The sequence below is a fragment of the Halopseudomonas litoralis genome (assembly GCF_900105005.1).
Taxonomy (GTDB): domain Bacteria; phylum Pseudomonadota; class Gammaproteobacteria; order Pseudomonadales; family Pseudomonadaceae; genus Halopseudomonas; species Halopseudomonas litoralis.
In genome coordinates, this window is the sequence record NZ_LT629748.1 from 282,937 (window position 1) to 303,613 (window position 20,677).

At 59.6% G+C, this 20,677-nt stretch carries 19 protein-coding genes; 16 read left to right on the forward strand and 3 right to left on the reverse strand.

The annotated features are described in order from the left end of the window. The first annotated feature begins 145 nt into the window (after positions 1-145). From BLU11_RS01445 to hisC, 10 genes are read left to right on the forward strand one after another with little or no spacing between them, the layout of a single operon-like run. Complete coding sequence (locus tag BLU11_RS01445) at positions 146-964, forward strand: ATP-binding cassette domain-containing protein (protein ID WP_090271708.1); 819 nt, start codon at positions 146-148, stop codon at positions 962-964. Continuing rightward, on the forward strand, positions 961-1,743 hold the full coding sequence (gene mlaE, locus BLU11_RS01450) for a lipid asymmetry maintenance ABC transporter permease subunit MlaE (protein ID WP_090271709.1): 783 nt from the start codon (positions 961-963) through the stop codon (positions 1,741-1,743). The genes BLU11_RS01445 and mlaE overlap by 4 nt, the downstream gene beginning before the upstream one ends. A gap of 18 nt (positions 1,744-1,761) precedes the next feature. Then, on the forward strand, positions 1,762-2,226 hold the full coding sequence (mlaD, locus tag BLU11_RS01455; protein ID WP_090271710.1) for an outer membrane lipid asymmetry maintenance protein MlaD: 465 nt from the start codon (positions 1,762-1,764) through the stop codon (positions 2,224-2,226). A 12-nt stretch (positions 2,227-2,238) separates the two neighbouring features. Then, positions 2,239-2,886 carry an MlaC/ttg2D family ABC transporter substrate-binding protein gene (locus BLU11_RS01460; protein WP_090271711.1) on the forward strand — a complete coding sequence of 216 codons (648 nt, stop codon included), beginning with the start codon at positions 2,239-2,241 and terminating at the stop codon, positions 2,884-2,886. Then, positions 2,883-3,227 carry an STAS domain-containing protein gene (locus tag BLU11_RS01465; RefSeq protein ID WP_090271712.1) on the forward strand — a complete coding sequence of 115 codons (345 nt, stop codon included), beginning with the start codon at positions 2,883-2,885 and terminating at the stop codon, positions 3,225-3,227. Before BLU11_RS01460 ends, BLU11_RS01465 begins: the two co-directional genes overlap by 4 nt. Beyond that, positions 3,214-3,450, forward strand: coding sequence for a BolA family protein (locus BLU11_RS01470; RefSeq protein WP_090271713.1), 237 nt, complete (start codon positions 3,214-3,216; stop codon positions 3,448-3,450). The genes BLU11_RS01465 and BLU11_RS01470 overlap by 14 nt, the downstream gene beginning before the upstream one ends. Positions 3,451-3,475: 25 nt before the next feature. Continuing rightward, complete coding sequence (gene murA, locus BLU11_RS01475) at positions 3,476-4,741, forward strand: UDP-N-acetylglucosamine 1-carboxyvinyltransferase (RefSeq protein WP_090271714.1); 1,266 nt, start codon at positions 3,476-3,478, stop codon at positions 4,739-4,741. A 10-nt stretch (positions 4,742-4,751) separates the two neighbouring features. Beyond that, positions 4,752-5,393, forward strand: a complete 642-nt coding sequence (gene hisG / locus BLU11_RS01480; protein WP_090271715.1) for an ATP phosphoribosyltransferase — start codon at positions 4,752-4,754, stop codon at positions 5,391-5,393. 37 nt (positions 5,394-5,430) lie between these two features. Continuing rightward, positions 5,431-6,741 carry a histidinol dehydrogenase gene (hisD, locus tag BLU11_RS01485; protein WP_090271716.1) on the forward strand — a complete coding sequence of 437 codons (1,311 nt, stop codon included), beginning with the start codon at positions 5,431-5,433 and terminating at the stop codon, positions 6,739-6,741. Between the two features lie 51 nt (positions 6,742-6,792). Further along, complete coding sequence (hisC, locus tag BLU11_RS01490) at positions 6,793-7,854, forward strand: histidinol-phosphate transaminase (RefSeq protein ID WP_090271717.1); 1,062 nt, start codon at positions 6,793-6,795, stop codon at positions 7,852-7,854. A gap of 4 nt (positions 7,855-7,858) precedes the next feature. Here hisC and BLU11_RS01495 read toward each other — a convergent pair whose 3' ends face one another. Next, positions 7,859-9,001, reverse strand: coding sequence for a S1C family serine protease (locus BLU11_RS01495; protein WP_090271718.1), 1,143 nt, complete (start codon positions 8,999-9,001; stop codon positions 7,859-7,861). A gap of 148 nt (positions 9,002-9,149) precedes the next feature. Between BLU11_RS01495 and BLU11_RS01500 the strand changes: the two genes are divergently transcribed. The 4 genes from BLU11_RS01500 to tadA all read left to right on the forward strand — a co-directional run bounded on the left by BLU11_RS01500 (position 9,150) and on the right by tadA (position 13,386). Then, positions 9,150-9,908, forward strand: a complete 759-nt coding sequence (locus BLU11_RS01500; RefSeq protein ID WP_090271719.1) for a Nif3-like dinuclear metal center hexameric protein — start codon at positions 9,150-9,152, stop codon at positions 9,906-9,908. Positions 9,909-10,025: 117 nt separating this feature from the next. Continuing rightward, complete coding sequence (gene cysD, locus BLU11_RS01505) at positions 10,026-10,931, forward strand: sulfate adenylyltransferase subunit CysD (protein WP_090271720.1); 906 nt, start codon at positions 10,026-10,028, stop codon at positions 10,929-10,931. A gap of 24 nt (positions 10,932-10,955) precedes the next feature. Beyond that, positions 10,956-12,863, forward strand: coding sequence for a sulfate adenylyltransferase subunit CysN (gene cysN / locus BLU11_RS01510; RefSeq protein WP_090271721.1), 1,908 nt, complete (start codon positions 10,956-10,958; stop codon positions 12,861-12,863). A 67-nt stretch (positions 12,864-12,930) separates the two neighbouring features. Then, positions 12,931-13,386: a tRNA adenosine(34) deaminase TadA gene (tadA, locus tag BLU11_RS01515; RefSeq protein WP_231702248.1), complete on the forward strand. Its 456-nt coding sequence runs from the start codon at positions 12,931-12,933 to the stop codon at positions 13,384-13,386. 46 nt (positions 13,387-13,432) lie between these two features. On the opposite strand, the gene mltF is transcribed toward tadA, so the two are convergent. Beyond that, positions 13,433-14,872: a membrane-bound lytic murein transglycosylase MltF gene (mltF, locus tag BLU11_RS01520; RefSeq protein ID WP_090271722.1), complete on the reverse strand. Its 1,440-nt coding sequence runs from the start codon at positions 14,870-14,872 to the stop codon at positions 13,433-13,435. Positions 14,873-15,042: 170 nt separating this feature from the next. Between mltF and purL the strand changes: the two genes are divergently transcribed. Both purL and BLU11_RS01530 read left to right on the forward strand, forming a co-directional pair. Continuing rightward, a complete protein-coding gene (purL, locus tag BLU11_RS01525) occupies positions 15,043-18,939 on the forward strand; it encodes a phosphoribosylformylglycinamidine synthase (protein WP_090276129.1) in 3,897 nt (1,298 codons plus the stop codon). 163 nt (positions 18,940-19,102) lie between these two features. Then, complete coding sequence (locus BLU11_RS01530; protein WP_090271724.1) at positions 19,103-19,453, forward strand: hypothetical protein; 351 nt, start codon at positions 19,103-19,105, stop codon at positions 19,451-19,453. A 164-nt stretch (positions 19,454-19,617) separates the two neighbouring features. Here the strand turns inward: BLU11_RS01530 and BLU11_RS01535 are convergent, their stop codons facing one another. Then, positions 19,618-20,583: an integron integrase gene (locus BLU11_RS01535; RefSeq protein WP_090271725.1), complete on the reverse strand. Its 966-nt coding sequence runs from the start codon at positions 20,581-20,583 to the stop codon at positions 19,618-19,620. Positions 20,584-20,677 lie beyond the last annotated feature (94 nt).

The window sequence follows — 20,677 nt, forward strand, 5'->3', positions numbered from 1 at the left end:
ACGTTTTGTGGCGGTTAGCTCATCCGTGCTGTTTCTATGAATAAATGAAAAACGTCACAGCTTGGGCTGCATCAGTGGAACTGGTATATTACTCCGTTCATTTTTCCGTCATTGCGCCGGTTAACAGGTAAGGCCGCTTATAACTATGCCCGAGTCATCGGATTTCATCGTCGATCTGCAGCAGGTTACGTTCACCCGTGGGGAACGGACCATCTTCAATAATGTAGACATACGGATTCCCCGCGGCAAGATAACCGGCATCATGGGGCCTTCCGGCTGCGGTAAAACCACGCTGCTGCGTCTGATCGGCGCGCAATTGCGTCCTGACAGCGGCGCGATTCTGGTCAATGGTCAGAATATCCCCCAGCTGGGGCGTGAAGAGCTGTTCGCCGCGCGGCAGCACATGGGCATGCTATTTCAGAGTGGTGCCTTGTTCACCGATCTCAACGTATTTGAGAACGTCGCTTTCCCGCTACGCGTACACACCAGCCTGCCGGAAGACATGGTTCGCGATATCGTCCTGCTGAAGCTGCAGGCGGTTGGACTGCGTGGCGCCAATACATTGATGCCCGATGAGCTTTCCGGTGGCATGAAGCGCCGCGTTGCGCTGGCGCGTGCCATTGCGCTGGACCCCGAGCTGATGATGTATGACGAACCCTTCGTCGGCCAGGATCCGATTTCCATGGGCGTGCTGGTGCGGTTGATTCGACTGCTCAATGATGCGCTCGGGCTGACCAGCATCGTGGTATCCCACGACCTTGCCGAAACCGCCAGCATTGCCGATTACCTCTATGTGGTGGGCGATGGTCAGGTGCTCGGGCATGGCGCACCGGATGAGTTGATGCATTCTGATAATCCGCGCATCCGGCAGTTCATGCAGGGCGAGCCGGACGGCCCCGTGCCGTTTCACTTTCCCGCCCCGGACTATATGGATGAACTGTTGCAGAAGGAGCGCAGAAAGTGAGTAGTCCCGCAGATCGGATAGCGTTGCTCGGCCGTTCCGGCCTGGATGTGGTTGCTGCCATTGGCCGTTCCGGCATCTTTCTGTTTCAGGCTCTGGCGGGGCGCTCCCGGTACGGTAACGGCTTTACCTTGTTGCTCAAGCAATTATATGCGGTGGGTGTGCTCTCGCTGGCCATCATCATAGTGTCCGGCCTGTTCATCGGCATGGTGCTGGCATTGCAGGGTTACAACATCCTCAAGGATTACGGCTCCGAGCAGGCCGTCGGCCAGATGGTTGCACTGACATTGCTGCGCGAACTGGGTCCGGTGGTGACCGGGCTGCTGTTTGCCGGGCGCGCCGGTTCTGCGCTGACTGCCGAGATCGGCCTGATGAAGGCTACTGAACAGCTCTCCAGTCTGGAAATGATCGGCGTCGACCCGCTCAAATACGTGATTGCCCCGCGTTTGTGGGCCGGCTTCATCTCCATGCCGTTGCTGTCGCTGATCTTCTGTGTGGTCGGTATCTGGGGTGGCGCCATGGTCGCAGTCGACTGGCTGGGTGTCTATTCCGGCTCGTACTGGTCCAACATGCAGAATTCGGTACTGTTTGGAGTCGATGTGCTCAACGGCTTGATCAAGGCCGTGGTGTTCGCGGTAGTGGTGAGCTGGATTGCGGTTTTCCAGGGCTATGATTGCGAGCCGACGTCTGAAGGCATCAGCCGGGCCACCACCCGTACTGTTGTCTATGCCTCCCTGGCCATCCTCGGCCTGGATTTCATTCTCACTGCTTTGATGTTTTGATCTGCCAAGGAAACTGCCATGCGCACCCGTAAACTGGAATTGACTGTCGGCCTGTTCATCCTGGCTGGATTGCTGGCCTTGCTGATACTCGCCCTGCGCGTCAGCGGCCTGACCATGAGTACCAGTGGTGATACCTACACCGTATATGCCCACTTCGACAACGTCTCCGGTTTGACGGCGCGTTCCAAAGTGACCATGGCCGGTGTGACCATTGGTCAGGTGAAAAGCATCACCTTTGACAAGAATCGTTATACCGGCCTGGTTGAAATGGCCATCAACTCTGATGTGGACACGCTGCCGACCGACAGCACTGCTTCGATCGTCACGGCCGGTCTGCTCGGTGAAAAGTATGTGGGTATTTCCGTTGGCGGTGAGGAGCTGGTGCTGGGCGAGGGTGATGAGATTCTCGATACCCAGTCGGCGCTGGTGCTTGAGGAACTGATCGGCCGCTTCTTGCTCAATACCGTCAGCAAAGACGATTAACAGGAGAATAGTATGCGCAACGTCATGACATGGGCTTTTGCTCTGCTGCTGAGCGTGCCGCTGCTGGCTCACGCCGCCGCAGCCACGCCCCACCAGGTGGTCGAGGATACTTCCGTGCGGGTAATGGAAGTGCTCAATGCCAACCGTGAACTGTACAAGCAGGATTCCAACGCGTTTCTGGACGGCCTGAACGAAGTGCTGGACCCGGTAGTGGACTTTCGCGGCATCGCCCGCAGTGTGATGACCGTCCGCTACAGCCGCAGCGCCTCGGACGAGCAGATGGATCGCTTCATCGATACCTTCAAGCGCAGCATGGTCGAGTTCTACGGCAATGCATTGCTCGAGTTCGACAGCGGCAACATCACCGTGCTGCCGCCGGCCAAGGGTTCCCAGCAGTCCGATGAGCGCGCCAGCGTGGATATGGAAGTGCGCGCCAATAACGGCAACGTCTATCCGGTCACCTACACCATGACCAATATCGACGGACAGTGGATGGTGCGCAACGTGATTGTCGAAGGCATCAATATCGGCCTGCTGTTCCGCGATCAGTTCGCCCAGGCCATGCAGACCCACCGCAATAACCTGGATGCGGTGATCGACAACTGGGGTAGTGTGGTTGCCGAATCCCGTGAAGTTGTTGAAAAAGAGACCGGCGAGTGAAGGCGCGTTGGGTGCCTGACGGCAAACGGCTGCGCCTGGAAGGCGAGCTGGATTTTGCCAGCGTGCTTCCGATGCGCGACGAGCTCGACCGCTATCTGACAGCGTCGGCCGGCAAACAGGTGATACTCGATCTGTCCGGCGTTACCCGGATCAACAGCGTAGGCCTGTCGCTGCTTCTGTCTGCTGCCCGTACGGCGCAGGCGAGCAACGTCCAGCTGCAGGCTGACGGCCTGCCGGCTGGACTGATGAGCATGGCGACAGTCTGCGGTCTGGATGCCTGGCTGGAAACACTTTCTGCTGCGACTATCAGCACAACGGAGATACCCCATGCAGGCCATTGAAGTCAAAAAACTGCTCGAACAGCATCTGCCCGAGACACAGGTGGAAGTAGAGGGCGAGGGCTGCAACTTTCAGCTGTTGCTGATCAGCGATGAGCTGGCGGCGCTGTCGCCAGTCAAGCGTCAGCAGCAGGTCTATGCGCTGCTCAACGGACCGATTGCCGACGGCAGCATCCATGCGGTCACCATGAAATTTTTTACCCGCGAAGCCTGGGACAACCGTTAACCGGACCCAGCACAAGAGAACCCGTATGGACAAATTGATGATCACCGGCGGTAATCGCCTGGATGGCGAGATCCGCATTTCCGGCGCGAAAAACTCCGCGCTGCCGATTCTGGCCGCAACCTTGCTGGCCGATGAAGCGGTTACCATCTGCAACCTGCCGCACCTGCACGACATCACTACCATGATCGAGCTCTTCGGTCGCATGGGCATTCAACCGGTCGTCGGTGACAAGCTCAATGTGGAAGTGAACCCGACCAGCATTACCACGCTGGTTGCGCCTTATGAGCTGGTCAAGACCATGCGCGCCTCGATCCTGGTATTGGGGCCGATGGTGGCGCACTTTGGTTATGCCGAAGTGGCCCTGCCCGGCGGCTGCGCCATCGGTTCGCGGCCGGTAGACCTGCACATCCGCGGTCTGGAGGCCATGGGTGCCGAGATTACCGTCGAAGACGGCTATATCAAGGCGCGGGCACCGGAAGGCGGTCTGCGTGGAGCGCATTACTTCTTCGATACCGTCAGCGTCACCGGCACGGAGAATATCCTCATGGCGGCCACGCTGGCCCGCGGTCAGACGGTGATTCAGAACGCCGCGCGCGAACCTGAGGTGGTTGATCTGGCCGAATGCCTGATCGCCATGGGTGCCCAGATCACCGGTCACGGTACCGATACCATTACCGTGGATGGCGTTGAGCGCCTGCACGGCGCAACCTATTCGGTCATGCCTGACCGCATCGAGACCGGTACCTTCCTGGTGGCGGGCGCGGCTACGCGCGGCCGCGTCAAGCTAAAGGATACCGATCCCTCGATTCTGGAAGCGGTATTGCTGAAACTGGAAGAGGCGGGCGCACAGATCGATACCGGCAAGAACTGGGTCAGCCTGGACATGAAGGGTAATCGCGCGCGTGCGGTCAACCTGCGAACTGCGCCCTATCCGGCATTCCCTACCGACATGCAGGCGCAGTTCATGGCCATGAATGCGGTGGCCGAGGGCACCGGTACCGTGATCGAAACGGTATTCGAAAACCGCTTCATGCACGTTCAGGAAATGAGCCGCATGGGTGCGCGTATTCAGGTTGAAGGCAATACCGCGATCATCACCGGTGTGGAAAAACTCAAGGGTGCACCGGTCATGGCTACTGACCTGCGCGCTTCCGCCAGCCTGGTGATCGCTGCGCTGTGGGCTGATGGCGACACCCTGGTTGACCGTATCTACCACATCGACCGTGGTTACGAATGTATTGAAGAAAAGCTGCAAATGCTTGGCGCCGCTATCCGCCGCGTTTCTGCTTGAGAGGATTCACATGAGCAATAGCCTGACCATCGCCCTGTCCAAGGGCCGCATTCTGGACGACACGCTACCACTGCTGAAGCTGGCGGGCATCGAACCGGTGGAAGATCTGGACAAGAGCCGCAAGCTGATCTTCAGCACCAGCGACCCGGATGTGCGTCTGCTGATCGTCCGTGCCACCGATGTACCGACCTATGTCGAACAGGGTGCTGCGGATCTGGGCGTGGCCGGCAAGGACGTGCTCATGGAATACGGCAGCCAGGGGCTGTATGAGCCGCTGGATCTGAAGATCGCCAATTGCCGGCTGATGACCGCCGGCCCGGTGGATACCCCCGAACCCAAGGGCCGGCTGCGTGTGGCGACGAAGTTCGTCAACGTTGCCCGTCGTTATTATGCCGAGCAGGGGCGCCAGGTGGAGCTGATCAAGCTGTACGGCTCCATGGAGCTGGCGCCGCTGGTGGGTCTGGCGGACAAGATCATCGATGTGGTCGATACCGGCAACACGCTCAAGGCCAATGGTCTGGAGCCACAGGAGCTGATCGCGCACATCAGTTCGCGGCTGATCGTCAACAAGGCATCGATGAAGATGAAGCACGCCCGCATCAAGACCTTGATTGACCTGCTGTCCGATGCTGTCGAGCGTCGCGCCAGTTGATTGCTGTAAGCTGATACCAACCTGAGAGGAAGACACCATGAGCACGCCGTTGAAAATCGCCCGTCTGGATATCAATCAGGCCGATTTCAACCATCATCTGGATGGTCTGCTGGCGTGGGAAGGTGTATCCGATAAGGCGGTCAACGAGCGGGTCGAGGAGATCATCGCTGCCGTGCGTGCGCGTGGCGATGCTGCCGTGGTCGACTATACCGCCCGTTTCGACGCGCTCGATGTGGCCAGCATGGCCGATCTGACACTGGATCGTGCCCGACTGGAACTGGCACTGGAACGCATTACCAGCGAGCAGCGTCAGGCGCTGGAAGTCGCCGCCGAGCGGGTACGTATCTACCACGAACACCAGCGTCAGGAGTCTTGGCGCTACACCGAGGCCGATGGCACCGTGCTGGGTCAGCAGATCACACCGCTGGACCGGGTTGGCCTGTATGTGCCGGGCGGCAAGGCGTCCTATCCTTCCTCGGTATTGATGAACGCGATTCCAGCCAAGGTCGCCGGTGTGCCGGAAGTGGTCATGGTGGTGCCCACTCCGCGTGGCGAGATCAATGAGCTGGTACTGGCTGCTGCCTGTCTGGCCGGGGTTGATCGGGTATTCACCGTGGGTGGCGCACAGGCCGTGGCCGCACTGGCTTACGGCACTGAAAGCATCCCCGGCGTGGACAAGATCGTCGGCCCGGGCAATATCTATGTGGCTACCGCCAAGCGTGCCGTGTTCGGCAAGGTCGGTATCGACATGATCGCCGGTCCCTCGGAGATTCTGGTGATCTGTGACGGCCAGACCGATCCCGACTGGATCGCCATGGACCTGTTTTCCCAGGCCGAGCACGATGAAGACGCCCAGTCCATTCTGCTGTCACCGGATGCAGGCTTCCTGGATGCCGTCGAAGCCAGCCTGAACAAGCTGTTGAGCAGCCTGGAGCGCAGCGACATGGTGCGCATCTCACTGGAGAGCCGTGGCGCGCTGATCAAGGTCGACAGTCTGGAACAGGCCTGCGAGCTGTCCAACCGCATCGCTCCCGAGCACCTGGAGTTGTCGGTGGCTGATCCCGACGCCATGCTGGCGCAGATTCGCCATGCCGGCGCCATCTTCATGGGCCGCTTCACGCCTGAAGCGCTGGGCGATTATTGCGCCGGTCCGAACCACGTGCTGCCAACGTCCGGTACGGCGCGGTTCTCGTCGCCGCTGGGTGTGTATGATTTCCAGAAGCGCTCTTCGGTGATTTTCTGCTCACCTGAAGGCGCCTCTGAACTGGGCAAAACGGCTTCGGTGCTCGCCCGCGGGGAGAGCCTCACCGCGCACGCTCGCAGCGCGGAATACCGCATCAAGCCCTGACTGCATCAAACCCTGATAGTTTTCAGCTTCATTTCCGTTGAGGATTGAACCGTGAGTCGTTTCTGGAGCCCTTTTGTAAAGGATCTGGTGCCCTATGTGCCGGGCGAGCAGCCCAAGCTGGACAACCTGATCAAGCTGAACACCAACGAGAACCCCTATGGCCCCTCGCCAGCGGTGCTCGAAGCCATTCGCGGCGAGCTGGATGCGAGTCTGCGACTGTACCCCGCGCCCAACGCGGACCTGCTGAAGGAAACCATTGCCGAGTATTATGGCGTGACCACCGCGCAGGTTTTCGTTGGCAATGGTTCTGATGAGGTGCTGGCGCACATCTTCCATGCGCTGTTCCAGCACAGCAAACCGGTGCTGATGCCGGATATCAGCTACAGCTTCTATCCGGTATATTGCGGCCTGTACGGCATCGAGGCGAAAGCCCTGCCGCTGGCCGAGGACTTCAGTATTCGGCCGGAGGATTACCGGGGCGAGAATGGCGGCATCATCTTCCCCAATCCCAACGCGCCGACCGGCATGCTGCTGCCGTTGGCGGGTATCGAGCAGATTCTGCAGGCCAACCCCGACTCGGTGGTGGTGGTGGATGAAGCTTACATCGATTTCGGTGGTGAAACCGCCATTGCTCTGGTCGACCGCTATCCCAACCTGCTGGTAACCCAGACCTTATCCAAGTCCCGTTCACTGGCAGGATTGCGCGTCGGTCTGGCAGTAGGGCATTCGGACCTGATCGAGGCGCTGGAGCGGATCAAGAACAGCTTCAACTCCTATCCGCTGGATCGCCTGGCGATTGTCGGCGCGGTGGCGGCTTTTGCGGACCAGACTTACTTCCAGCAGACCTGTCAGGCGGTGGTGACCAGTCGTGAAGCATTGACCAAGGGGCTGGAAGAGCTCGACTTCGTCGTGTTGCCATCGGCGGCCAACTTCGTCCTGGCGCGACATGTCGAGCGCGACGGGGAAGAGCTGGCGGCGGAGCTGCGGGCGCAAAAGGTCGTTGTGCGGCACTTCCGTTCGCCGCGCATTGAGCAGTTCCTGCGTATCACCATAGGCACGCCGGAACAGAATCAAGCCTTGCTGCACGCCCTCGGCAAGCTGCTGACAGCCTGAGGTATCAGGCGCCGAAGGTTGGCCGCACGCCAACCTCGGCGGTGAAGGTCATGGCTTCGCCGCTGCGCAGTACCCCGAGCTCCACCTTGGAGCCCGGTTTTGCTCGGGCGACCTGGTTCATGGCATGCCTGCCATGCACAATGGCTACACCATCTATTTTCAGAATCACATCGCCCGGGCGCAAACCGGCAGTCCAGGCCGGGCCGTTGCGGTACAGGCCGGACACGACTATCCCTTCTGCCTGAATCAGCCCGAAGGATTCCGCCAGATCGTTGGTCAGGGGCTGGACTTCCACACCCAGCCAGCCACGAATGACTCGCCCGCGCTCGATGATCTGCTCCATCACGTTCAATGCCAGCGCTGCCGGGATGGCAAAGCCGATGCCCTGGGAGCCACCGGACTGGGAAAAGATGGCGGTATTGATGCCTATCAGCTGGCCGTGGGCATCAATCAGCGCGCCTCCGGAGTTGCCTTGGTTGATGGCTGCATCGGTCTGGATGAAATCCTCATAGGTATTGAGGCCCAGCTGATTGCGTCCAGTGGCGCTGATGATACCCATGGTGACTGTCTGGCCCAGGCCGAACGGGTTACCAATGGCCATCACCACATCGCCGGTTTTCTGCTGGTCTGCCGGGCCTATAGTCGCGGCGGGTAGGTCCGGCAGGTCTATCTTGAGTACTGCCAGGTCGGTCTCGGGGTCGGTTCCAATCAACTCGGCAAGCGCTTCGCGCCCATCGCGCAGAGCCACCAGAATCTCGTCAGCCTCGGCGACCACATGGTTGTTGGTCAGCAGATAGCCGTCATCCCTGAGTATGACAGCAGAGCCGAGACTGGACTGGCGGCGGCTGGGTTGCGGCAGTGTATTGGAGTAATCGCGCAGGGTCGGATTGTCGAACAGCGAATTATTATCATTCGAGCGGCTGACCTGCTTGGTGGTAAAAATATTGGCTACCGCTGGCGCCGCCTTGTTGACCGCATCGCTGTAGGACACCACGCCTTTGGTGGTAGGCAGCGTCAACGCGGGAGCCATTTGATAAGCCGAATTTTCCGGGAGCCCCAACCACTGGGGAAACTGCTGAATAATCAGCAGAGCGAACAATAGACCGCAAACTGCAGGCCAGCCCAGATTACGCAAAAAACCTTTCATTGGGGGAACCTTTCAGTGAGGCCAGGGTCGGGCCGGAATTTCGCATTATAGAGAGATTGGTATGGATTGGGCAGGGGGGCAGTTCACAACCTTGTATCATTGTGCAGCAGACACCAGAATGCCGTTTTCTTAAAAGGGGAGAGTCGCCATGACACAGTGTTCCGAATTGGTCGCCTATTGTAACAACCTGTTGGAGAGCAATGCTTTTCAGGATTACTGCCCCAACGGTCTGCAAGTGGAGGGGCGCAGCGAGATCCGCCGTGTGGTCAGTGGAGTGACGGCCAGTCAGGCGATGATCGAAGCCGCGGCGGAGCAGGGCGCGGACCTGCTGCTGGTCCACCATGGTTACTTCTGGAAAGGCGAAGCAGCGCCCATCACCGGGCTCAAGCAGCGGCGGATTCGAGCCTTGCTGGAGCACGGCATCAACCTGGTTGCCTATCACCTGCCATTGGATGTGCATGCCAAACTGGGTAACAACGTCCAGTTGGCCCAATTGCTGGATTGGCACATTACCGGTGGCCTGGAACCCAACAATCCTCGTTCTGTAGGGTTGCAGGGTGAGTTGGCCGAGGCGGTCAGCGGCGCCGAACTGGCGCAGCAGCTCAATGTGGCGCTGGGCCGTGAGCCCTTGTTCATCAGTGGCCACAGCCGGCCGGTGAAGCGAATTGCCTGGTGCACCGGCTCAGCACAAGGCTATATCGAAAAGGCTGTCGCGCTGGGTGTGGACGCCTTCATTACCGGAGAGGTCTCCGAACCGACCTTTCACATTGCCCGCGAATGCGGCATCAACTTCTACGCCGCCGGGCACCATGCCACCGAACGCTATGGCGTGAAAGCCCTGGGCGAGCATCTGGCTGAGCATTTCGGCGTGGAGCATCAGTTCATTGATATCGATAACCCGGTTTGAGCTGAACCGGGGTATATATGCTTATAGCTTAAAGGTATAGAAGGGTTGCTTATTAGAAGGTGATGGCTTTGATACAATGCCGGCATTCTTGTTCATGCCCTTCACCGTGAGTACCCCATGCTGGAAAAACTGACCCATCTCAAACAGCTGGAAGCTGAAAGCATCCACATCATTCGTGAGGTTGCAGCCGAATTTCAGAATCCGGTGATGCTCTATTCGATCGGTAAGGACTCAGCCGTGATGCTGCATCTTGCGCGCAAGGCTTTCTACCCCGGCCGCCTGCCGTTCCCGGTACTGCACGTCGATACCGGCTGGAAATTCCGCGAGATGTACAGCTTCCGCGAGCGCATGGTCGAAGAAATGGATCTGGACCTGCTGGTACACAAGAACCCCGAAGGGGTGGAGCAGGGCGTAGGCCCCTTTACCCACGGCAGCGCCGTGCATACCGACGTGATGAAGACCCAAGGTCTGAAACAGGCGCTGGACAAGTACGGCTTCGACGCTGCTTTCGGTGGCGCGCGCCGTGACGAGGAAAAGTCGCGCGCCAAGGAGCGCGTCTATTCCTTCCGTGACAAACACCACCGCTGGGACCCGAAGAACCAGCGCCCCGAACTGTGGAACATCTATAACGGCAAGGTGCACAAGGGCGAAAGCATCCGCGTGTTCCCGCTGTCCAACTGGACCGAGCTGGATATCTGGCAATACATCTATCTGGAAAGCATCCCGATCGTGCCGCTGTACTTCGCTGCCGAGCGTCCGGTGGTCAATCGCGACGGCTCGCTGATCATGGTCGATGACGAGCGTATGCCGCTGAATCCCGGTGAAACGCCGGAAATGAAAATGGTGCGTTTCCGCACCCTGGGCTGCTATCCGCTGACCGGCGCCGTGGAATCCACAGCTGCAACGCTCCCGGAAATCATCCAGGAAATGCTGCTTACCCGTACTTCCGAGCGCCAGGGCCGCGTGATCGATCACGATCAGGCCGGATCGATGGAAGAAAAGAAACGCCAAGGCTATTTCTAAGCGCCCAGCCCGGAGAATTGTTACATGAGTCACCAATCTGATTTGATCAGCCAGGACATCCTGGCCTATCTGGGGCAGCACGAGCGCAAGGAACTGCTGCGTTTCCTGACCTGCGGTAACGTCGATGACGGCAAGAGCACCCTGATCGGCCGCCTGCTGCATGATTCCAAGATGATCTACGAAGATCACATGGAAGCCATCACCCGCGATTCAAAGAAATCCGGTACCACCGGCGAGGAAGTGGATCTGGCGCTGCTGGTCGACGGCTTGCAAGCCGAGCGCGAGCAGGGCATCACCATCGATGTTGCCTACCGCTATTTCTCCACCGCCAAGCGCAAATTCATCATTGCTGACACCCCCGGCCACGAGCAGTACACCCGCAACATGGCGACCGGCGCCTCGACCTGTGATCTGGCGATCATCCTGATCGACGCCCGCTACGGCGTGCAGACCCAGACCCGCCGGCACAGCTTTATCGCCTCTCTGCTGGGTATCCGGCATATCGTTGTGGCGGTCAACAAGATGGACCTGATGGACTTTGACGAGACCGTCTTCAACCAGATCTGCGCCGATTACAGCGAGTTCGCCAAGGGTCTTGAAACCCTGGCCGACAGCACGGTGCATTTTGTTCCCATGTCTGCCCTTAAGGGTGACAACGTGGTCAATCGCAGTGAGCGCAGTCCCTGGTACACCGGGCCGGCGTTGATGGAGATTCTGGAAACGGTAGACGTTTCCGCTGACCGCAATCTGACCGACCTGCGCTTTCCTGTACAGCTGGTCACCCGACCCAACCTCAACTTCCGTGGCTTTGCCGGCACCATTGCCTCCGGTGTGGTGAGCAAGGGCGACGAGCTGGTGGTATTGCCCTCGGGCAAGAGCAGCCGGGTCAAATCCATTGTCACCTTTGATGGCGAGCTGGATGCGGCTGGCTCAGGGCAGGCTGTTACCCTGACACTGGAAGACGAAATCGATATCTCCCGTGGCGACATGCTGGTCAGCATCGATAACCGGCCGCTGATCGGTGATCTGTTCGAAGCCAACATGGTCTGGATGTCCGAGCAGCCCATGCAGCCTGGCCGCAAATATGACATCAAGCGCGCCACCAGCTATAGCCCGGGGTCCTTTACCCGTATTCACTTCCGTCAGGATGTGAATACCCTGGCGCAGGAAGAAACCGCCGAGCTGGCACTGAATGAAATCGCCCGGGTCGAGCTGGCCCTGGAACGGCCCATCGCCTATGACGATTACCGTGCCAACCGCACCACCGGCGCTTTCATCGTCATTGACCGTATGACCAACGCGACTGTTGGTGCCGGCATGATTGTAGCCAAGGCGCAGGGCGAGAAGAGCACCAGTGGCAGTCAGCAGGGCGAGTTTGCCCACGTGACGCCGAGCGAGCGCGCAGTGCGTTACGGTCAGGAGCCGGTTACCTTGCTGTTTACCGGCCTGTCCGGTGCCGGCAAAAGCACCTTGGCCTATGCCGTGGAGCGCCGCCTATTCGACCGCGGCCGCGCCTGCTTCGTGCTGGACGGCAAAGCCATGCGTCAGGACCTGAGCAAAGGTGTGGGCCGCGATGCCGCTGGCCGGGCGGAGAACCTGCACAAGGGCGCCCGCGTTGCCCGGCAGCTCAATCAGGCTGGCCTGATCGCCTTGGGCGCCTTCGTTGCGCCTACAGCAGAAAGCCGCGCGACCGCCAGACATATCCTGGGGGATCGTTGCCTGTTGGTGCACCTTAATACCTCGCTGGAGGTATGTCAGGCACGCGACCCATCCGGGCTGTATGCGGCCGGTGAAGAAGGCACGATTCCGGGCATTTCCTTCCCCTACGAAGCCCCTGAAGACGCCGATCTGGTCATCGACACCGCCGAGCTGGACCTGGCAGCCAGTGTCGACAAGGTCATCGAACTGCTGCGCGAGCGGTCGCTGATTTAACGCTGTATCTCTCCGGCGGGCAGCAATGCCCGCCACTGATTCTGCGTAATTGTGTATCCTGTGCCAGATGAAACCTGCTGATATCGACTTCATGCTTGAAGCAATCGCCGAGGCGCGCAAGGGCGCTGAACTGGGCGAAGTGCCGGTCGGCGCCGTGCTGGTGCGTGATGGCAAGATCATCGGCCGCGGCTTCAACCAACCCATCAGCAGCCACGACCCCAGCGCCCACGCGGAAATGGTCGCCCTGCGCCAGGCCGCCGCTGATGACGCAAACTATCGGCTGCCCGGCACCACTCTCTATGTCACCCTCGAACCCTGCACCATGTGCTCCGGCCTGCTGGTGCACAGCCGCATCTCGCGCTTGGTATTCGGTGCCAGTGAGCCACGCTCCGGTGCCGTGATCAGCCGCAGTCAGGTGCTGGATCAGCCATGGTTGAATCATCGGGTCCAGGTGGAAGGTGGAGTATTGGCGGAGCAGTGCGGGGCCTTGTTGACCGAATTCTTTCGGGCTCGGCGGCAGTAAAACAGGCTGGTTCACCCACAGCCTGCTCTCCCAGGCTGGTCCGAACTCAGATCCCCTGCGGCAACTGATCCAGAATCCCTGGCGCGTGATACTGCTCGCTTGGCTGTTGCGGCGTTTCCGACTGGGGCTGAGTCACCCAGGTGAGAATCTCGTAATAGCGGCGGATGTTCTGCACATAGTGGACCGGCTCAGCACCACGGGCGTAACCGTAGCGAGTCTGGCTGTACCACTCTTTCTTCGACAGCAGCGGCAGATGATCCTTTACATCTATCCAGCGGTTCGGGTCGCGGCCATTGTTGCGGGTCAGGATGCGGGCGTCGTCGAGATGGCCGATACCGACGTTATACGCCGCCAGAGCAAACCAGGTGCGGTCAGGCTCAGGGATGTCGGTGGAGAGCTGATCGCGCACCCACACGATATAGCGCGCACCACCAGCTATGCTCTGCGCCGGGTCAACGCGGTTGGTCACGCCCACGAACTTGGCGGTGGGCAGAGTCAGCATCATCAAGCCTCGTACACCGGTCGGCGAGCGGGCATCCACGTCCCACAGCGATTCCTGATAGGCCATGGCGGCCAGCAGGCGCCAGTCCATACCCTGCTGATCGCCTGACTGGCGAAACAATTTCTCGAAGCGCGGCAGGCGTTGCTGCATATGTCGGGCAAAGGCGCGGGCGCCAACGTAATCCAGCACATCGGCATGCCCGTAGAAGCGTTCCAGCAACTGGTCGAGCGTGCCGTTGGCGCGAATGGTCTCGAAGAACTTGTTCACTTCCAGCAGCAGGCTATCGTCATCGCCACCGGGCAGCGCCCAGGCCATCGGTTTTGCCGGACTCAGATCGAAGCCGACATGCACAGCGGGATAGAAGGCCTGGTTGACGATCAGCTCATTGGAATAGACCACCGCAAAATCAATTTCATCATCGTTGACCAGACGCAGCAGGTCGACGACTTCCAGATTATCCGACTCCTCGAATATCAGCTGTGGGTGCTCGGCCTGCAGTTCGCGCAACTGATCGGCCAGCGAGCTGCCCTTGAGCACCATGATGCGCCTGTCGTACAGATCCTCGATGCCGCGTGGCTGACGATTGCCGCGGCGGTAGACAACCTGGGGGGTAACCTGCAGATAGGCGTCGGCAAAACGCACCTGATCGGCGCGGGCGGGGTTGGCGGTCAGGCCGGCGGCGGCGATATCCGGACCGTTGTCCTGCGCCAGTTGCTGATACAGATGATCCAGTGTCGGGCTGGCGATCATCTCCAGCTCGAGATCCAGGCTATCGGCGAAGCGTTTGCTCAGCTCGTATTCCAGCCCTGTATCACCGTGCCGTCCCTGATAGAAGGTCGTCGGCGTATTGCGGGTGATGACATGCAGCGTACCTTCCTCGCGCAACTGCTCCAGGCGGCTGGGCTGTTCACAGGCACTCAGCAGTACTGAGCACAGGATGGCCAGTACGGAAACAGTTGTAGGGCGAAGCAGGTTTTTCGACATGTCCTGAGTATATGTAAATACGCCTCTCGGCAATAGGTCGGGATTGTTGCAAGTGGGTGGTTGCGGCAGCTGGTCACACCGATCTGACCCAGAATAGCCCGAACGCGCAGCATGGGTTATCCTATGCGCCTTCTTTTCCCAATTCTCAAGTCTCCGAGGCCGAAATCAACATGCATATCCTGCGTGGCGCCCCTGTCCTTTCCGATTTCCGACGCAACAAGCTGCTTGCTCGTCTGCAACAGCTGGTTCCCGGCGTGCGTGGTGTGTATGCCGAATTCATGCATTTCGCCGAGCTGATCGGTGAATTGGCAGAGCAGGAGCAAGTCGTGCTGGACCGCCTGCTCAAGTACGGTCCGACCGTTGCGGTCGAAGAGCCGACTGGTACGCTGGTGTTGGTGGTACCGCGTTTCGGCACCATCTCGCCATGGTCGAGCAAGGCGACAGATATTGCGCATAACTGCGGACTGCGGGCAATTGAACGCATTGAGCGTGGCATCGCCTATTACATCACCGGCGAGCTGAGCGCGACTGAACTGCAACAGGTCACTGCACTGCTGCATGACCGCATGACCGAGCTGGCGCTGGACAACGTGCAGGCTGCCGCGCAGCTGTTCCACCACACCGAGCCCAGGCCGTTCAACCGGGTGAACATCATTGAAGGCGGCAAGGCTGCTCTGGAACAGGCCAACAGCGAGCTGGGTCTGGCACTGGCCGACGACGAGATCGACTATCTGGTACAGAGCTTCAGCGACATGGGGCGCAATCCCAGTGATGTCGAGCTGATGATGTTTGCCCAGGCCAACTCCGAGCATTGCCGCCACAAGATCTTCAACGCCAGTTGGGATATCGATGGTGAAGCGCAGGACAAGAGCCTGTTCGGCATGATCAAGAACACCTATCAGATGCGCAGCGAAGGCGTATTGTCCGCGTACAAGGACAACGCTGCGGTGATCGAAGGTTCTGTCGGCGGACGTTTCTTCCCCGAGCCGGGCACCGAAGAATACCGCTCGCATCAGGAACAGATTCACATCCTGATGAAGGTTGAGACGCATAACCACCCGACTGCGATTTCCCCATTCTCCGGCGCCTCCACCGGCTCCGGTGGTGAGATCCGCGACGAGGGCGCCACTGGTCGCGGCGGCAAGCCGAAGGCCGGTCTGACCGGTTTCACCGTCTCCAACCTGCGCATTCCAGGCTTCGAACAGCCCTGGGAAGAAGACAACGGCAAGCCGGGTCGCATCGTCACCCCGCTGCAGATCATGATCGACGGCCCGCTCGGCGGCGCTGCGTTCAACAACGAATTCGGTCGCCCCGCGCTGACCGGCTACTTCCGTACCTTCGAGCAGACCGTCCAGTCGCCCCGTGGCCCGGAAATCCGTGGTTATCACAAGCCGATCATGATCGCCGGCGGTATGGGTAACATCCGCGCCGATCACGTCGAGAAAGCCGAGATTCCGGTGGGCGCCAAGCTCATCGTCCTGGGCGGCCCGGCCATGCTGATTGGTCTGGGCGGCGGCGCTGCTTCCTCCATGGCCACCGGCAGCAGTGCCGAAGACCTGGATTTTGCCTCCGTGCAGCGGGAAAACCCGGAGATGGAGCGCCGCTGTCAGGAAGTCATCGACCGTTGCTGGCAGCTGGGCGAAAAGAACCCCATCGCCTTCATCCACGACGTCGGCGCTGGCGGTTTGTCCAACGCCTTCCCGGAGCTGGTCAACGATGGCGGCCGCGGTGGCCGTTTCGAACTGCGCAACGTACCGAATGACGAGCCGGGCATGAGCCCGCTGGAAATCTGGTCCAACGAGTCCCAGGAACGCTACGTGATGGCCGTGCCAAACGCCGATTTCGAGCGTTTCCAGGCCATCTGTGAGCGCGAGCGCTGCCCCTTCGCCGTCGTCGGCGAAGCGACCGAAGAGCAGCTGCTGGTTCTCAACGACAGCCACTTCGACAACCAGCCGGTGGACATGCCGCTGTCAGTACTGCTCGGCAAGGCGCCGCGCATGCACCGCAGCGTCACCCGCGAAGCAGAGCAGGGTGATGACTTCGACGCCTCCGGCCTCGCGCTGGAAGAAGCCGCGCTGCGCGTACTGCGCCTGCCGGCTGTGGCCAGCAAGAACTTCCTGATCACCATCGGCGACCGCAGCATCACCGGTCTGGTTGCCCGCGATCAGCTGGTTGGTCCCTGGCAGGTACCCGTCGCCGATTGCGCCGTCACCGCCACCAGCTTCGACGTACACACCGGTGAAGCCATGGCCATGGGCGAGCGCACACCGCTGGCCCTGCTGGATGCACCGGCGTCCGGTCGCATGGCTGTCGCCGAAACCGTCACCAACATGGCTGCCGCGCGGATCGACAAGCTGTCGGATATTCGCCTGTCTGCCAACTGGATGGCCGCCGCCGGTCACCCCGGTGAAGACGCCCGTCTGTACGACGCGGTCAAAGCGGTCGGCATGGAGCTGTGCCCGGAACTGGGCATCACCGTGCCGGTAGGCAAGGACTCCATGTCCATGCAGACTCGCTGGAACGATGACGGACAGGACAAGAGCGTTACCTCGCCCATGTCGCTGGTCGTCACCGGTTTTGCGCCGGTACAGGACGTGCGCCAGACCCTGACTCCACGCCTGCGTGTCGATCAAGGTGACACCGACCTGATTCTCATCGATCTGGGCCGCGGTCAGAACCGTCTCGGCGGCTCCGCATTGGCGCAGGTCTACAATCGCATCGGCCAACAGGCACCGGACCTGGACGACGCCGAAGACCTCAAAGCCTTCTTTGCGGTGATTCAGGGTCTGAACCAGGACGACCTGCTGCTGGCCTATCATGACCGGTCCGACGGTGGTCTGCTGGCCAGCGTCGCGGAAATGGCCTTCGCCGGTCATTGTGGTCTGGATCTCAACCTGGACGTACTGGCCGACAACGCCAGCGATCTGCCTGCTGCCCTGTTCAACGAAGAGCTGGGTGCGGTGATCCAGGTGCGCCAGAGCGATACTGAAGAAGTACTCAGCCAGCTGTCCGCCGCCGGCCTGGGCGATTGCAGCGCCGTCATCGGCAGCCCGACCGAAGAACAGGTTCTGAACTTCTGGTTTGCCGGTGAAAGCGTGCTCAACGGCACCCGTGCCGATTGGCAGCAAGCCTGGAGCGAAACCAGCTGGCAGATCCAGCGCCTGCGTGACAACGTCGAATGCGCCGATCAGGAGCACGAACGCCTGGCCGACGACAAGAACCCCGGCTTGCAGGCCATGCTCAGCTACGACATCAACGAAGACGTCGCCGCGCCCTTCATCAACACCGGCATGCGTCCGGCGGTTGCCATCCTGCGTGAGCAGGGCGTTAACGGTCAGGTGGAAATGGCCGCCGCGTTCACCCGCGCCGGCTTCACCGCCATCGACGTGCACATGAGCGACATCCTCAGTGGCCGTGTCGATCTGGCCGACTTCCGCGGGCTGGTCGCCTGTGGCGGCTTCTCCTACGGTGACGTGCTGGGTGCGGGCGAAGGTTGGGCCAAATCGATCCTGTTCAACGAGCAGGCCCGCGAAGCCTTCACTGCCTTCTTCGCCCGCCCGGATACCTTCACCCTGGGTGTGTGCAACGGCTGTCAGATGCTGTCCAACCTGCGCGAACTCATCCCAGGCAGCGATCACTGGCCGCGTTTCGTGCGTAACCGCTCGGAGCAGTTCGAAGCCCGCGTCGCCATGGTAGAAGTCCAGCCATCGCCGTCGATCTTCCTCAGCGGCATGGTCGGCTCACGCATGCCGATCGCCATCGCCCACGGAGAAGGTTTTGCCGAGTTCGCCAGCAGCGCTGCCGTAGATGCCTGTGAAGCCAGCAGCAGCGTTGCCCTGCGCTTTGTCGACAACAATGGCCGCATGACCGACCGCTACCCAGCCAACCCCAACGGCTCCCCGCGTGGCATCACCGGCCTGACCAACCGCGACGGCCGCGTCACCATCATGATGCCGCACCCGGAACGGGTCTTCCGCACCGTACAGAACTCCTGGCATCCCGATGACTGGAGTGAAGACGGCGCTTGGATGCGCATGTTCCGCAACGCAAGAGTCTGGGTAGGCTAACAACCCACCCCGCACCAACAAAAATCCCGGCCAAGCGCCGGGGTTTTTGTATGCACAGAACAGCTGCTGCACAGCCCGACTCCCTCCCCCCTCGCGGGAGAGGGTAGGGAGTCTCAAGAAGAACTAATATGCTTCAATGATTACTTTCTTCAGAGACCACCCCATGAAAACAACAACCCTCATAACCCTCGTCCTCCTGACCACCGCCTGCACAACCCAAACCACCCACATCTACAAACCCGACGGCACCAAACAATGCGAGCCCGCCACCACCACCCTCACCGAGAGCACCAACCAACTGACCAGCACCGACATTGAAGTCATCACCTCCAACTGCGCCACCCAAACCGGCATGTCCGTAATGACCGTCTGTGGCGCCCCAACCCTGGGCATCCATCTCCACCAAATCAACACCGGCGATGTGCAGAAAGCCAAAGAACTCGGCTACGAAGACGCCAACAACCTGATCAACCAAGAGCGCGGCGCGGGCTACGAAATAACCAACTGCCCCTAACGTCATTGAAATGGCCAGATGCCTGCATTATGGTTAAAGCCACGCAGGGAATGCAGACACTCTCCTCCAGGGCACCGGACAGCCTTCAATTCCCTCTAGAATAATTACCGCATATGCCTGAATGCTCGAGGTAGGGCGGTAGCGTGCCTGAACACCTGTAATGATTAACCCAGCGGGCTCTGCACCCCAGCAAAGCCCTGACCAAGCACATGAGTGTAAACCTGTGTAGTGCGGACATCCGCATGACCCAACAAGGTTTGTACCGTACGAATATCACTACCTCGGCGTAACAACTCGGTAGCAAAAGTGTGACGGAAAGTATGACAACCAACAGGCTTCTCGATACCGGTAACGCGAACCGCCTGTTTAACAGCACGCTGAATGGTGCTGACATGCACATGATGGCGAACGCTTCGACCATCTTCGTCAAGACAGATCCCGCTTGAAGGGAAAAGCCACTGCCACGCCAGCGAAACAGAAGCGCGTGGGTATTTACGTCGCAACGCGAAAGGGAGAGACACAGGAGCCTTGTACATTTCCTCCTGTGAGCGCCATGCAGCCTCAATCTGCTCTATACGATGCTTAATAGGGGTTATCAAGGGAGCGGGCAGTAAAGTGGTTCTATCTTTTCCACCTTTGCCGTCCCTGACTACGATCGTCTGATTTCGGAAGTCTATATCCTTGATGCGCAGACGGGAGGACTCGACTACCCGCAGCCCCGCACCGTACATAAGAGAAGCCAATAAGCGGTACGGTTGGCCCAAGTGCTCAATGATAGACATAGCCTCCTGGTGGGTGAGTACCGTCGGCAACCTCGGTGGCCGCTTTACCCTGACCACGTCACCGATCTCGCCTAGAGGCTGTTCAAGGACGCGTGCATATAGAAATACAATGGCATTCAGTGCCAGATTTTGGGTCGCAGCCGCAACTTGACGGTCAGTGGCGAGCCAGCTGAGAAACGCATTCACATCAGACGTTCCCAGCTCAAGAGGGTGGCGCATTCCGTGGAAGCGTATGAAATAACGGATCCAGTACCAATAGCTTTTCTCCGTACGGATGCTGTAGTGATTTAAGCGCATCACCGAGCGAAACTGCTCCCTCAGGCGAGGCTTAGGAGCTAGGCTGTCCATGTATCGTCCTTAGCTGTGTTTTTATACAGTAGTAATAGATGCGCGAAATGACGAAGTCAAGCGAATACAGAAGGAGTAGAGATGGTTATGGATA